Origin of the sequence: Methylobacterium ajmalii, assembly GCF_016613415.1 — a bacterium.
GTDB lineage: Bacteria > Pseudomonadota > Alphaproteobacteria > Rhizobiales > Beijerinckiaceae > Methylobacterium > Methylobacterium ajmalii.
This window is the reverse complement of record NZ_JACWCT010000121.1, coordinates 21,460-35,604: the sequence shown is the minus strand read 5'-3', so window position 1 is coordinate 35,604 and position 14,145 is coordinate 21,460. Positions and strand designations below refer to the sequence as shown.

The window sequence follows — 14,145 nt, the reverse complement described above, 5'->3', positions numbered from 1 at the left end:
CCGGGTCGCGGCGCTCGCCGCCGGCCGGGCCGACGCGCAGGATCGCGACGACGGCTTCCCGGCCGAGGACGTCGCCGACCTCGCCCGGCTCGGCCTCCTCGCCGCCCCGGTCCCGGCGGAAGAGGGCGGCGCCGGGCTCGGCCGCGAGCCGGACGCGGCCGACCTCGCCGAAATCCTGCGCCTCGTCGGCTCGGGGAGCCTGGCGCTCGGCCGGGTCTACGAGGGCCACGTCAACGCCCTCGACCTCGTCCTGCGCTACGCCGCCCCGGCGGAACGGCGCGCCCTCCTGGCGGATGCCGTGAGTGGGCATCTGTTCGGGGTCTGGAACACCGAGCCGGCGGCGGACGGCCTCGTCCTTGGCGAGGACGGGTCCTTGCGCGGGCAAAAGACCTTCGCGTCCGGGGCCGGCCGGGTCACCCGCGCCCTCGTGACGGCGCGCCGTCCGGGCCGGCGGGAACCCGAGATGCTCGTCGTCGCCCTCGACCCCGGCACGCGGGCCGACCTCTCGGCCTGGCGCGCGCAAGGGATGCGGGCCTCGGCCACCGGCTCGGTCGACCTCACGGGCCTTGCTCCCCTCGCCCGCCTCGGCGGGCCGGACGACTACCACCGCGAGCCGCATTTCTCCGGCGGAGCCTGGCGCTTCGCGGCGGTCCAGCTCGGCGGGATCGAGGCGGTGTTCGAGGCCTGGCGCGGTCATCTCGCCCGCACCGGGCGCGGCGTCGATCCCCACCAGCTCGCCCGCCTCGGCGAGGGCGCCATCGCGCTCGAGGGCGCCCGGTCCTTCGTCGCCCGGGCCGCCGGCCTCGTCGCGCACGACGCTTTGCCGCCCGAGCGCATCGTCGCCTTCGTGGGCCTCACCCGGCTCGCGGTCGAGCGGGCGGGGCTCGAGGTGCTGGGGCTCGCCCAGCGCTCGGTCGGCCTGCAGGGGTTCCTGCGCGGCCACCCGCTCGAGCGCCTGTCGCGCGATCTCGCGACCTACCTGCGCCAGCCCGCCCCCGACCGGGCGCTCACCGCCGCCGCCGCCACGATCCTGGCCGCCGACGGGCCGGTCGACCGGCTCTGGAATCCGGGAGATGCGGGCTGATGCGGGCCGATGCCTTCCTGGCCGCCGCCGCGGAGCTTCCCCGGCGCGACCTGCGCGCCATCGTGCCGAGCGGCGGGATCGTCGTGGTGGCGCCGCATCCCGACGACGAGAGCCTCGGCTGCGGCGCGCTGCTGGCCGAGGCCTCGGCCCGCGGCATCCCGGTCCGCCTCGTCGTGGTGAGCGACGGGGTCGGCTCGCATCCGTCCTCCCCGAGCCATCCGCCCGGGCGCCTGCGGGCCCTGCGCGAGGCCGAGACCCTGGCGGCGGCGGCCTGTCTCGGCCTGCCCGCCGCCCACGTCGCCTTCCTGCGCCTGCCCGACCGGTTCGTGCCGGCGGAAGGCCCCCGGGCCGAGGCGGCGGCCGAGGCGATCGCCGCCGCGGCCCGGGCCTGCGGGGCCGGCGCCCTGTTCGTGACCTGGGAGCACGACCCGCATGGCGACCACCGGGCGAGCGCCATGCTCGCCCGCAAGGCGCGGGATCTTTTGGCGGGCGTGCCGCTCTACGCCTACCCGGTCTGGGGCTGGACGCTGCCGCCGGAAACCGAGGTCGGCCCGCCGCCCCGGGGCGCCCGCCTCGCCGTCGCCCCCCACCGCGACGCCAAGGCGGCGGCGATCGGCGCCCACCGCTCGCAGACCACCGCCCTCATCGCCGACGACCCGCAGGGCTTCCGCCTCGAGCCGGCGATGATCGCCCGCTTCCTCCGGGACGACGAAATCTTTCTCCAGATCGACCCGTGAGGATGGCTCGATGACCCGCCACGCGACCTCGCTGCCGCCGGACTATTTCGACGTGCGCTACGCCGCCGATCCCGATCCGTGGAACTTCGCCGGGAGCCCCTATGAGCGCGACAAGTACGCCGCCACCCTGGCGGCGCTGCCGCGGGAGCGCTACGCCTCGGCCCTCGAGGTCGGCTGCTCGATCGGCGTGCTGACCGCGGCGCTCGCGCCCCGCTGCGACGCGCTCGTCGCCCTCGACGTGGCCGAGGCCGCCCTGGCCCAGGCCCGGGCGCGCTGCGGCGACCGGCCGGGATTGCGCCTGATGCGGGCTCGGGTGCCGGGGGAGTGGCCGGAGGGCCGCTTCGACCTGATCCTGCTCTCGGAGGTCGTCTACTACCTCGATGCCGGCGACGTCGCCCGCCTCGCCGGCCGGGTCCGGGCGAGCTTGCGCCCGGACGGCGACGTCGTTCTGGTCCACTGGACCGGCGAGACGCACTACCCGCTCACCGGAGACGAGGCCGCGGACCTGTTCGTCCGCGAGACCCGCGACCACCTCGCCCTCGACCGGCAGGTCCGCACCGCGGATTACCGCCTCGACGTGCTGCGCGGCCGCGGGGGGTGATCCCTCAGTTCGAGCGGCGCGACAGCGACACCGCGTAGGCCGGCGAGCGGATCGCGAACATCGGATCGTCGGCCGGGCCGGCGATGCCGTCGGGCAGGTCGACCACCGGGTCGAAGGTGGCGGCGTCGCAGGTGGCGTCGGGCTCGATGGCCGTGATGGCGAGCGTGCCGAGGGTGCGGGTCTTGCGCTCCTCCTCCGGCCAGGTCGCGGTCACGTCCGCGGTCGGGTCGCCCGGCTGGGCCAGGATCGCCACGAGGTCGAACCGCGCCGGGCCCTTCGCGAGCCGCTCCTTCAGCTCGTCGGCGTAGAACGAATCGGGCTTGGCCTTCAGCTCCTCGTCGGAGAGGCCGGCCTTGTCGGCGGCGACGAACTTCAGCTTCGCGACCGTCTTGTCGCCCTTGGCGTTCGTCAGCGTGTAGGCGTGGACCGCCCAGTAATCTGTGCCCGCGAAGCTCGCCGGCACCGGCCGCGCGTTGAGCCACGCCGCCTGGCGGCCGGTCTCGGGGTTCTGCGCCGCGAAGGCCTTGATCTTCTCGGCATCCGGCTTGCCGTCCGGCCCCGGCACGCGGACCTTCAGGAATTCCTCGAGCTGCGCCGGCGTCTTGGTCGAGAAGACCGGGGCGGAGATGATCACGAAGGTCATGTCGCCGGCCGGGTCCGCCATCCGCATCGCGAAGCCGCGGGTGGTGGCCTTCGTCTTGTCCGAGATCTTCGGGTTGCCGCCGCCCATCGAGAAGCGGGCGGTGACCGGCACGGTCTTCGTGAATTGGGGCGCCTTGGACAGGGAGGCGGCGTCCGGAGCCGGTGCGAAGCTGCCCTTCAGGCAGACGCCCTTGGCGCCGCTCGCCCGCACGCCCTTGTGGTTGCCGCTGACCGCGAATTGCAGGCCGACGATGGCGGCCGGATCGGCCTCCTCGGCGTGTACGGGGACGGCGAGGGCGGCCAGCGCGGCGGCGCCGGCCAGGAGCGCGGAAGATCGGATCATGACGGCGTTTCCCCAGGATTCTGCGGCGGCAGGATGAATTGGGCGCAACTTGTTGGCAAGCCTGTTTCTGGCGTGTTGCCGATCGTCTCCGCCAAAGGGGCACGCCTGAGGGGCGGAATCGGGCCGGATCGGCCCGGCTGCCGGACGGACTGCGTTCGACCGAATTTTTTCGCCCGAACGCTGCGCCGCAGGTCACCCGGAGCGGACACCCGACGAAGCACCTGCGGCGCGTGCGGCACGATCCGAGACGTCTCTGACGGCCGCCCTCAATCTCGGCGTCGCATGGTCGACGAAGGCGCGCAGGGCCGCGTTCCGCCGCGGAATCACGTGGAAGACCAGGTGGATCGGCAGCGGCTCGGGCTCGTAGTCGCACAGGAGCGCCGTCAGGCGGCCGGCTTCGATGTGCTCGACCGCCTGATAGGCCATGACGCGGCAGACGCCTTGACCGCGGATCGCGGCATCGATGGCAGCGCCTGCGCCGTTGAGTGCGATGCGGGGCTGGACGGCCGTCGAGAGCCGGCGTTCGCGGGCCGAGGTGCGATCGATGAAATGCCACTGCTCGCGGGCGACGCCGTCCTCCGTGCCGATGCAGCGGTGATGCTGCAGGGCGCCCGGATCCGGTGGTATCCCCGCATCGGCAAGATAGTCCGGTGCCGCGCATACCAGCCTGCGCATCTCGCCGAGCTTGACGGCGATCATGCCCGAGGCGGGGAGCGGCGCGAGCCGGACCGCGACGTCGACGCCTTCCTCGACCAGGCTCACCACGCGGTTCAGCAGGAGCATGCGCAGGCTGACGTCGGGGTGCTCGTCGAGGAACGTCTCGACGACGGGCATCAGGATGGAACGGCCGAACAGCTCCGGCGCGGTCAGGGCGATCCGGCCCGCGACCCGGTCGCCCGCCGCATCGCCACCGTCCGCTTCGGCGAGTTCGGCCAGGATGCTGCGATAGACGGCGACCTGATGCTCGCCGCGTTCCGTCAATCGCAGCGCGCGGGTCGAGCGGTGCAGCAGACGCTCGCCCAGGCGCTGCTCCAGCATCGCCACCGCCCGGGTGACGGCCGCCGGTGAGTGGCCCAGCTTTCGCCCCGCGGCGGCGAGCGAGCCGGTCTCGACGACGGCGACGAACACGGCCATCGCATCGAGCCGATCCATCGTTTCATATCCTGAAATCGTAGCTTGCGATGGGGCAATCTTATTGCATCCGGAGCAAGGTGCTAGATCCCCTTCGTCCAGCGGCGCGGAGCCGCGGGGATCATGACGACGCCACGAGACGGCCAGGCGCGACGCACGCGTCTCAGGAACGCTCGGACCGGACGTGACCCTGGTGGGTCTCGCGCAACAGCCCGTGGAGGCAGCGCCGCATGAGCCCCGTCCGCACGCTCCTTCCCCATCGGAGAACGGCACTATGACGGTCGGCTACGGCACCAAGCAGGTCGGCGATGTTGGCGTCTTCTACCGGGAGGCGGGTCCGCGCGATGCGCCGGTCCTCCTCCTGCTGCACGGCTTCCCGACCGCCTCGCACATGTTCCGCGATCTGATCCCATTCCTGGCCGATCGCTACCGCGTCATCGCACCCGATCTCCCGGGCTTCGGCAACACGACGTCGCCCGGGCGCGATGCCTTCGATTACAGCTTCGATCGTCTTGCCGAGGTGATCGAAAGCTTCGTCGAGGCCATGGGACTGACACGCTACGCGCTGTACATCTTCGACTACGGCGCCCCGACCGGACTCCGGCTCGCCATGCGCCATCCCGAGCGGGTGACGGCCATCGTCTCCCAGAACGGCAACGCCTACCTCGAGGGTCTCAGCCGGGAATGGGAGCCGTGGCAGACCTATTGGCGCGACCCGAGCCCGGGGAACCGCGAGGCCTGCCGCGCAGCGCTCACCGACGAAGCGATTCATGTGCAGTACGAGCACGGCGCGCCGGCCGGCCGCCTATCCCCCGACGGGATGGTGCTGGACATGCACTACATGCATCGTCCGGGAGCCCGGGAGATCCAGCTCGACCTGATCCTCAGCTACCGTACGAACGTGGCACTCTACCCGCAATTCCAGGCCTACTTCCGCGAGCATCGGCCGCCGCTGCTCGCGGTATGGGGGCAAAACGATCCCTTCTTCCTCCCGCCCGGGGCGGAGGCCTACCGGCGCGATCTTCCCGAGGCCGAGATCCATTTCCTCGATACGGGACACTTCGCCCTGGAGACGCACGCCGCCGAGATCGCACACTTGGTGGGCGACTTCCTGGATCGGCATCTCGAGAGAGACGAGAGGGTTTTTTCGACGGCGGACTGACTGGTTCTTCGAAGTAAAGTTGGCAAAAATCGAAGACCGGGGGCGTTGCCCGGCGGCAAAGCGATCGGCCCCCGCGCCACGATCGCACGCCGTCGAGACCCGCTTTGTCGACATCGCGAGCGGAAGCGGGCCGACGGCTTTCCACCTCGGCGGCCTTTCCGCGGGCTCGCGCGCGGACCCCGGCACGACAACGTCGGGCGTTCACCGCACCGGGCGCTCCGCGGCGCCCGCGCGCGAACACCCCCCACGGGAAGGCGAGGCGCTACCGCCCCGCCCCCACCGTCACCTCGCCGGCCCGGCAGTTCTGGCGCGCCACCTCGGGGCAGGCGGTGAAGCCGCGCAGGTCCTTGGTGAAGCAGATCCGCACCTCCTGCAGCTGCCCGGACCGGCACGTCACCGACATCATGTCAGGGCGCAGGCCCGGATTGGCCGCGACGAACTGGCGGGCGATGTCGATCGGCGCGGCGCGCAGATCCTCCTTGGGGCTCGCGAGCGCGGCGGGAATCGTCACCGCGTCGCGGGCCTTGGCGGTCGCGCGGAAATAGGCGGCGGGGTCGAGGCCCGAGCAGGTGCCGTGCTGGCGCCATTCGTGGCGGGCCAGGCCCTCGCTCGGGAAGACGCCCTCGGCCTCCTGCATCGCCGGGCGGCTCGGGCTGCGGGAGAAGGCGCCGCACTCGCTCGGGAAGCCGCGGTCGTATTGCGGCCACAGGCCGTGGACCACGAAGCCGGGGTTGCGGCCGGTGTCGCATTGGCGGTCGTTGCGCCGCTCGCCGGTGAGCGCGCAGTAGGTCGGCGACCACGACAGCGAGAGGACGTAGAAGTCGAACACGCCCGGCTCGCCGCCCCCGCGCCCCTGCGCGGCGGCCGGGCCGGCGGCGAGCGAGCCCGCGACGGTCGCCGCGAGGAGGAGGCCGGCGAGCGCGCGCATCAGGGCCGGGCCTCGCGGCAGGACGAGGCCGAGGCGTAGGCGTAGGCGAGGTTGCGGTCGAGGCCGTGGACGCAAAACTCGACGCCGTAGGTCGCCCCGATGATGCCGAGGCTCTCGCGCACCGAGTAGTCGACCCGCCGGCGCACCCCGTCCGAGGTGGTGGCGACCGCGGTGCAGAAGCGGCGCGGGTAGAAGTCGAGGCCCCAGGGCCGCCATGCGGTGCGCTCGATGCTGTCGTAGGTCGCGATCGTCAGCGTCGAGTTCCAGAACTTCGCCTCCTTCTCGGCGAACTGGTAGGTGATCTTCTCCAGCACGCCCTCGTCCTGGCAGCCGGGGATCTGGGCGTCGAACGGGAATTCGCGCTCCTCGGCCGGGGCGATCTCCTGGCGGGCCGAGCGGGCCTGCGCGGCGGACAGGCCGGCGGCGGTGAGACCCAGCAGGAGGGCGGCGAGAAGGGGTGTCCTGCTGAAGGATGTCTTGGGCATGGGCCGGTCCCTGGGCCCGGGCGGCGCCCGCCCGAAGGCGGCGTCCGGCTTCCCGGGCAAATGACGGTTGCTCTCTCGATCCCGACACCAAGGCTCCGTCCGCGCCAAGTCAAGCTTTCGGGCCGGCCGGCCGGCGCTTTCGCGGGCCCCTGGTGTGTGGGAGGCACACCCATTCCCGGGGAGCGCGCCCGCGCCGCGGTTTGCCTCGTCCCGGCGACGCACTAAGACGGGTCTCGACCGACCGCCGCAAAAGTGTCAGCCCGCATGAGCACCGAGACCGTCCCCGAGACGAAGCCCGTCGGCCCCGGCGATCAGGTGCTCCTGGTCGACGGCTCGTCGTTCATCTTCCGGGCCTATTTCCAGTCGATCAACCAGCCCGAGCGCTACAATTTCCGCCCCTCCGACGGGCTGCCGACCGGGGCGGTGCGGCTGTTCTGCGCCAAGCTCGCGCAGTTCGTGCAGGAGGGCGCGGCCGGCGTCGTCCCGACCCATCTCGCCATCGTGTTCGACAAGTCCGAGGGCTCGTTCCGGAAGGAGATCTTCCCGGACTACAAGGGCCACCGGCCCGACGCGCCCGAGGATCTCAAGCGCCAGATGCCCTTGATGCGCGACGCGGTCCGCGCCTTCGGCCTGCACCCGATCGAGCTGCCGCGCTACGAGGCCGACGACCTGATCGCGACCTATTCGCGCCAGGCGGAAGGCCGGGGGGCGGGCGTCATCATCGTCTCGTCCGACAAGGACCTGATGCAGCTCGTCGGCGACCTCGTGCGCTTCTACGACTTCGAATCGGGCCAGAAGGGCAAGCCGGGCTACCGGCCCGAGCGCAACCTCGACCGCGCCGCCATCTTGGAGCGCTGGGAAGGCTTGGGTCCCGAGCAGATCGGCGACGCGCTGGCGCTGATCGGCGACACCTCCGACAACGTGCCGGGCGTGCCGGGCATCGGCCTGAAGACCGCCGCGGCGCTCATCAAGGAGTTCGGCAGCCTCGACGCGCTGCTCGACAAGGCCGCCACCATCAAGCAGCCCAAGCGGCGCGAGACGCTTCTGGCCAACATCGACCAGGCCCGCCTGTCGCGCCGCCTCGTCGCCCTCGACGAAGCCGTGCCGGTGCCGGTGCCGCTCGACGACCTCAGGCTTCCGAAGCCCGACCCCGAGCGCCTCGTCGGCTTCCTCAAGGCGATGGAGTTCAACACCCTGACGCGCCGCATCGCCCAGATGCTGCACGTCGACCCCGAGGCGGTGCGGCCCGACCCCGCCCTGCTGCCGGCGGGCGCCGAGCCCGGCTTCACGAACGAGAAGGGCGGCAGCGACGTCACGCCGTTCTTCGGCGACACGCCCGACGGCGCTCCCGCCGACGCGAAGGCCGAGGTCGATCCCTTCGCCGACCTCGACCTGCCGGACGCGCCCCCGAAGCCGAAGGCCCCCACCGAGGCGACGCCGACGACGCTGGTGGCGGCGCGCGCGGCGGAATCGGTCAAGCCGTTCGACACCGCGTCCTACGAGACCGTCACCACGGTCGAGAGCCTGGATTCCTGGATCGCCGAGGCGGTCGAGGCGGGCATCGTCGCGGTCGATACCGAGACGACCGCGCTCGACGCCAACAAGGCCGACCTCGTCGGCGTCTCGCTCGCCACCGCGCCGGGGCGGGCCTGCTACATCCCGCTCAGCCACCGCGGCGGCGAGGACCTGTTCGGCGGCGGCCTGCTGCCGGGGCAGCTCTCCTGGGAGGCCGTGCAGGCGCGCCTCAAGCCGCTCCTGGAAAACCCGTCGGTTCTCAAGATCGGCCAGAACGTCAAGTACGACTGGCTGGTGCTCGCCCGCCACGGCATCGAGGTCCGGCCCTTCGACGACACGATGCTGATCTCCTACGTGCTCGATGCCGGCAAGGGCTCGCACGGCATGGACGAACTGGCCCGCCGCCATCTCGGCCACCAGCCGATCACCTTCGCGGACGTCGCCGGCACCGGGCGCCAGAAGGTGACGTTCGACAAGGTCGCCCTCGACAAGGCGACGGCCTACGCGGCGGAAGACGCCGACGTGACGCTGCGCCTGTGGCGGCTGATGAAGCCGCGGCTCGCCGCCGAGCGCCGCGCCACCGTCTACGAGACCCTGGAGCGGCCGCTCGTGCCGGTGCTGGCGCGCATGGAGCGCGAGGGCATCAAGGTCGACCGCCAGATGCTGAGCCGGCTCTCGGGCGATTTCGCCCAGTCGCTGGCGCGTCTCGAGGACGAGATCCAGGAGATGGCCGGGGAAAAGTTCTCGGTCTCGTCGCCCAAGCAGATCGGCGACATCCTGTTCGGCAAGATGGGCCTGCCCGGCGCCAAGAAGACCCCGTCCGGCCAGTGGGCGACGCCCGCGACGCTGCTCGAAGAACTGGCCGGCCAGGGCCACGACCTGCCGCGCCGGATCCTCGAATGGCGCCAGCTCTCGAAGCTGAAATCGACCTACACCGACAGCCTGCAGGAGCATGCCGACCGCGAGACCGACCGGGTCCACACCTCCTTCGCGCTCGCCGCCACCACGACCGGGCGCCTCTCCTCGTCGGACCCCAACCTCCAGAACATCCCGGTCCGCACCGAGGAGGGACGGCGCATCCGCCAGGCCTTCGTGGCCGATGCCGGCCACAAGCTGATCTCGGCCGATTACAGCCAGATCGAGCTGCGGCTGCTCGCCCACATCGCCGACATCCCGCAGCTGCGCCAAGCCTTCGAGGACGGCATCGACATCCACGCGGCGACCGCCTCGGCGATGTTCGGCGTGCCCCTCGACCAGATGACCTCGGACCTGCGGCGCCGGGCCAAAACGATCAACTTCGGCATCATCTACGGCATCTCGGCCTTCGGCCTCGCCGACCGGCTCGGCATCCCGCAGGGCGAGGCCGCGGCCTTCATCAAGCAGTATTTCGAGCGCTTCCCCGGCATCCGCGCCTATATCGACGACACCAAGAAGCTCTGCCGCGACAAGGGCTACGTCACGACCCTGTTCGGCCGGGTCTGCCACTACCCGCAGATCCGCTCCAACAACCCGCAGGAGCGCGCCTCGGTCGAGCGCCAGGCGATCAACGCCCCGATCCAGGGCACGGCCGCCGACATCATCCGCCGGGCGATGGTCCGGATGGAGGGCGCGCTCTCCGAGGCCGGCCTCTCGACCCGGATGCTGCTCCAGGTCCACGACGAGCTCGTGTTCGAGGCCCCCGACGACGAGGTCGATCGCGCGCTGCCGATCATCGCCCGCGTGATGGAGGAGGCGCCGCACCCGGCCGTGACCCTGCGGGTGCCCCTCGCCGTCGAGGCCAAGGCGGCCCTGAACTGGCAGGAGGCGCATTGAGGGCGGCTCGGCCGGGCATCGATGTGAACGTCGAGACGACAGGCCGGCCCTCGCCGCTCTCCCCTTTCCCGGATCTCCTTCCGCTCTCGCTCCGGTCGTCCGGGAAAGGGCGGCGGTTTTCCGATTGGCGCGGGTGGCTCTCTTTCCGAGCCGCCCGTGCCTCGTGCCTCCTCACGCCACATCCAGCCCCAGATCGACGATCGGCGCGCTGTGGGTGATCCAGCCGGTCGAGATCAGGTCGACCCCCGTCGCCGCCACCGCGCCGACGGTCTCGCGGCTGATCCGGCCCGAGGCCTCGCTGACCGCCCGCCCGTCGATCATCGCCACCGCCGCGCGCAGGGTGTCGGGGCTCATGTTGTCGAGGAGCACCGCGTCGGCGCCGACCGACAGGGCCTCGTCCAGCTGGGCCAGGGTGTCGACCTCGACCTCGATCTTCACGAGGTGGCCGACCCCGGCCCGCGCCCGCCGCACCGCCGGGGCGACGCCGCCCGCCACCGCGACGTGGTTGTCCTTGATCAGCACCGCGTCGTCGAGGCCGAAGCGGTGGTTGGCCCCGCCCCCGGCCCGCACCGCGTGCTTCTCCAGGCTGCGCAGGCCCGGCGTGGTCTTGCGGGTGCAGACGATGCGGGCCTTGCCGTGCGGGCGCGCCGCCTCGACCAGCGAGGCGGTGGCGGTGGCAACGCCCGAGAGCCGGCACAGCAGGTTGAGGGCGACGCGCTCGGCCGAGAGGATCGCCCGCGCCGGCCCGTCGAGGGCGATCACCGCCTCGCCCGGGGCGACCCGGCTGCCGTCGGGGCGCAGCACCGAGACCCTCACCGTGGAATCGAGGAGCGCGAAGGCGAGCGCCGCCGCGTCCGTCCCCGCGACCGTGCCGGCCTGGCGCGAGACGATGGCGCCGGAGAAGCGGGCCTCCGCCGGGACGATGCTGTCGGTGGTGAGGTCGCCGGCGCGGCCGAGATCCTCCAGGAGGGCGGCGCGCACGATCGGCTCGACCATGAGGCGGGGCAGGGCGGGGGGAAGGGTCGTGTCGGTCATCGGGTTGCCTCGACGAGGGAGGAGGGGCGCGCGACGGCGTCGGCCGTCGCGAGGGCATCGGCTGTCGCGAAGGCTTGGGTCAGGGTGATGTCGGTGGAGCGGGGCGCCTGCTGCCCCGGATGGTCGGCCCGCCAATGGCCGCCGCGGCTCTCGCGCCGGGCAAGCGCCGCCGCCGCCACGAGGAGCCCGGCGACGGCCTCCGCGGAGCCGGCCCGGGCCAGGGCGGCGAGCCGGGAGACGGCCCGGGCGAGGCCGGCCTCGTCGCGCACCAGCCCGACCCCCGCCTCCATCAGGTCGCGGATTTCTTGCAGGTCGCGGATCTCCGGCAGGGCGTCGGACGCGGGGAGCGGCTCCGGGGCGCGGCCCGCGCCCGCCGCGGCGCGCTTCGAATCGCGGATGTCGGCGGCGATCCGCTCCGCGAAGGCCATCGCCTCGAGGAGCGAGTTGCTGGCGAGGCGGTTTGCCCCGTGCAGCCCGGTCGCCGCGACCTCGCCGCAGGCCCACAGGCCGGGCAGCGTGCTGCGGCCGTGCCCGTCCACCCGGATCCCGCCCATGTGGTAGTGCGCCGCCGGCCGCACCGGGATCGGGGCTGCGGCCGGATCGAGCCCGGCGGCACGGCAGAGGGCGGCCACGGTCGGGAAGCGGCGCGCCACGTCGATCCGGCGGGCATCCAGGAAGACCGCCTCGCCCCGGCCGGTCCGCCGGGCGATGGCCCGGGCGACCACGTCGCGGGGGGCGAGCTCGGCCCCGGCGATGCCGGCCATCACCCGGCCGCCCGCGGCGTCGACCAGGACCGCGCCCTCGCCGCGCAGCGCCTCGGTGGCGAGCGGCAGCGGGCCGTCGGTGCGGATCGCGATCGCGGTCGGGTGGAACTGCACGAACTCGACGTCGCGCAGGACCGCGCCGGCCCGGGCCGCCAGGACGAGGCCGGCCCCGACCGCGCCGGTCGGGTTGGTCGTCGAGCGGTAGAGCCCGCCGAGGCCCCCGGTCGCCAGCACCACGGCCCGGGCCGGCAGCTCCAGGGCTCCCCGGTCGGTGCGCAGCACGAGGCCGGTGACCCGGCCCTCGCCGTCCTGCGCCAGGGCCGTCGCCCGCCCGACCGTGACGGTGACCGACGGGCAGGCCGCCGCCGCCCGGGCCAGCGTGCGCAGGACCGCGGCGCCGGTGGCGTCGCCCCCCGCCTTGACGATGCGGCGGCGGGAATGCGCCGCCTCCAGGCCCAGCGCCGGAGCGCCGTCAGGTCCACGGTCGAAGGCGAGGCCGAGCCCGACGAGCCAGTCCACCAGGCCGGGACCGGCCTCGGCGACGATTTGGGCGATGCCTGCGTCGCTCAGGCCCGCGCCGGCCGCCAGCGTGTCGGCGGCGTGGAGCGCCGGGGCATCGTCGGCGCCGATCGCCGCCGCGATGCCGCCCTGCGCCCAGGCCGTGGCGGTCTCCTCGCCCAAAGGCGCCGCGGTGACGAGGGTGACGGGGAGCGGCGCCAGCCGCAGGGCCGTGGCGAGGCCGGCGACGCCGGCCCCGACCACGACGACGCGATCGGCCGTCATGCCCGGACCGCCAGCATGCGCTCGACGGCGCGGCGCGCCGGGGCGATCAGGTCGTCCGGCACCGTGACCTCGTGGGTCAGCCCCTCCAGGCTCTGCCGGATTTTTTGCAGGCTGATCCGCTTCATATGCGGGCAGAGGTTGCACGGCTTGACGAACGCGACGTCCGGGTTGCGCACCGCGAGGTTGTCGGCCATCGCGCATTCGGTGATCAGCACCACCTGCGCCGGCCGCCGGGTCTCGACGTAATCCTGCATCGCCGCGGTCGAGCCCGAGAAATCCGCCTCCGCCACCACGCCCGGCGGGCATTCGGGGTGGGCCAGCACCGTCACGCCCGGATAGGCCTCGCGCGCCTCGCGGATGTCGGCTGCCGTGAAGCGCTCGTGCACCTCGCAATGGCCGGCCCAGGTCAGGATCTCGATATGCGGCAGCTCGGCCTGGACGTTCTGCGCCAGGTACTCGTCGGGGATCATCAGGACGCGCTTCACGCCGAGGGATTCGACCACCGCCCTGGCGTTGCCGGAGGTGCAGCAGAGGTCCGACTCCGCCTTCACGGCCGCGGAGGTGTTGACGTACGTCACCACCGGCACGCCCGGGTGGCGGCGGCGCAGGTCCCGCACGTCGGCGGCGGTGATCGAATCCGCCAGGGAGCAGCCGGCCGCGAGGTCCGGGATCAGCACGGTCTTCGTCGGGTTCAGGATCTTGGCGGTCTCGGCCATGAAGTGCACGCCCGCCACCACGATCACGTCGGCATCCGTGCGGGCCGCCTCGCGGGCCAGCGCCAGGCTGTCGCCGACGATGTCCGCCACCGTGTGGAAGATCTCCGGCGCCTGGTAGTTGTGCGCCAGCACCACGGCGTTGCGCTCGCGCTTCAGCGCCTGGATCGCCGCGACGTCGCCGGCCAGCGCCGGCCACTCGATCGCCGGGACGTGGTGGCGGACCCGGTCGTACAGCTCCGGCAGGGGCAGGGAGCCCGCCCGATCGAGGGTTGCCGCGTCCATTCTCGCCTCCCTGTATATGCTCAATATGAGCATTTACCCGGCTAGGCTAATCCGCGGATCCGAGACTGTCCAGATATGTTGGATGTGAGCATAAGTGCGGCAGGGTGCCGCAACTTCGGCGCCGC

At 72.7% G+C, this 14,145-nt stretch carries 12 protein-coding genes; 5 read left to right on the top strand and 7 right to left on the bottom strand.

The features are described from left to right. The 3 genes from HPY23_RS22650 to HPY23_RS22640 form a co-directional block, all read left to right on the top strand. A partial coding sequence (locus HPY23_RS22650; RefSeq protein WP_200649678.1) for an acyl-CoA dehydrogenase family protein occupies positions 1 to 1,084 on the top strand: 1,084 nt, incomplete at its 5' end. After that, complete coding sequence (locus tag HPY23_RS22645) at positions 1,084 to 1,821, top strand: PIG-L deacetylase family protein (RefSeq protein ID WP_091885782.1); 738 nt, start codon at positions 1,084 to 1,086, stop codon at positions 1,819 to 1,821. The genes HPY23_RS22650 and HPY23_RS22645, both read left to right, overlap by 1 nt. A 10-nt stretch (positions 1,822 to 1,831) precedes the next feature. Beyond that, entirely contained in the window at positions 1,832 to 2,422 is a 591-nt protein-coding gene (locus tag HPY23_RS22640; protein WP_060849650.1) for an SAM-dependent methyltransferase, read from the top strand. Between the two features lie 4 nt (positions 2,423 to 2,426). On the opposite strand, the gene HPY23_RS22635 is transcribed toward HPY23_RS22640, so the two are convergent. Both HPY23_RS22635 and HPY23_RS22630 read right to left on the bottom strand, forming a co-directional pair. Beyond that, on the bottom strand, positions 2,427 to 3,407 hold the full coding sequence (locus tag HPY23_RS22635; RefSeq protein ID WP_091885786.1) for a catalase family peroxidase: 981 nt from the start codon (positions 3,405 to 3,407) through the stop codon (positions 2,427 to 2,429). A 192-nt stretch (positions 3,408 to 3,599) separates the two neighbouring features. Further along, a complete protein-coding gene (locus HPY23_RS22630) occupies positions 3,600 to 4,559 on the bottom strand; it encodes a LysR family transcriptional regulator (RefSeq protein ID WP_091885789.1) in 960 nt (319 codons plus the stop codon). A gap of 253 nt (positions 4,560 to 4,812) precedes the next feature. Between HPY23_RS22630 and HPY23_RS22625 the strand changes: the two genes are divergently transcribed. Then, positions 4,813 to 5,700 (top strand): alpha/beta fold hydrolase, encoded by an 888-nt coding sequence (locus tag HPY23_RS22625; protein WP_091885792.1) that lies wholly within the window; start codon positions 4,813 to 4,815, stop codon positions 5,698 to 5,700. Positions 5,701 to 5,962: 262 nt separating this feature from the next. Here the strand turns inward: HPY23_RS22625 and HPY23_RS22620 are convergent, their stop codons facing one another. Beyond that, positions 5,963 to 6,628: a ribonuclease T2 family protein gene (locus HPY23_RS22620; protein ID WP_060849654.1), complete on the bottom strand. Its 666-nt coding sequence runs from the start codon at positions 6,626 to 6,628 to the stop codon at positions 5,963 to 5,965. Then, positions 6,628 to 7,113 carry a hypothetical protein gene (locus HPY23_RS22615; RefSeq protein ID WP_060849655.1) on the bottom strand — a complete coding sequence of 162 codons (486 nt, stop codon included), beginning with the start codon at positions 7,111 to 7,113 and terminating at the stop codon, positions 6,628 to 6,630. The genes HPY23_RS22620 and HPY23_RS22615 overlap by 1 nt, the downstream gene beginning before the upstream one ends. Before the next feature lie 264 nt (positions 7,114 to 7,377). Here HPY23_RS22615 and polA point away from each other — a divergent pair, with 264 nt between their 5' ends. Continuing rightward, a complete protein-coding gene (gene polA, locus HPY23_RS22610; RefSeq protein ID WP_091885795.1) occupies positions 7,378 to 10,440 on the top strand; it encodes a DNA polymerase I in 3,063 nt (1,020 codons plus the stop codon). A 171-nt stretch (positions 10,441 to 10,611) separates the two neighbouring features. On the opposite strand, the gene nadC is transcribed toward polA, so the two are convergent. Genes nadC through nadA form a run of 3 tightly spaced genes read right to left on the bottom strand, consistent with a single transcriptional unit; the run spans position 10,612 to position 14,020 of the window. Beyond that, positions 10,612 to 11,475, bottom strand: coding sequence for a carboxylating nicotinate-nucleotide diphosphorylase (gene nadC, locus HPY23_RS22605; protein WP_091885799.1), 864 nt, complete (start codon positions 11,473 to 11,475; stop codon positions 10,612 to 10,614). Continuing rightward, positions 11,472 to 13,022 (bottom strand): L-aspartate oxidase, encoded by a 1,551-nt coding sequence (locus HPY23_RS22600; RefSeq protein ID WP_091885801.1) that lies wholly within the window; start codon positions 13,020 to 13,022, stop codon positions 11,472 to 11,474. The genes nadC and HPY23_RS22600 overlap by 4 nt, the downstream gene beginning before the upstream one ends. After that, positions 13,019 to 14,020, bottom strand: a complete 1,002-nt coding sequence (nadA, locus tag HPY23_RS22595) for a quinolinate synthase NadA (RefSeq protein WP_236012610.1) — start codon at positions 14,018 to 14,020, stop codon at positions 13,019 to 13,021. Before nadA ends, HPY23_RS22600 begins: the two co-directional genes overlap by 4 nt. Positions 14,021 to 14,145: the final 125 nt, after the last annotated feature.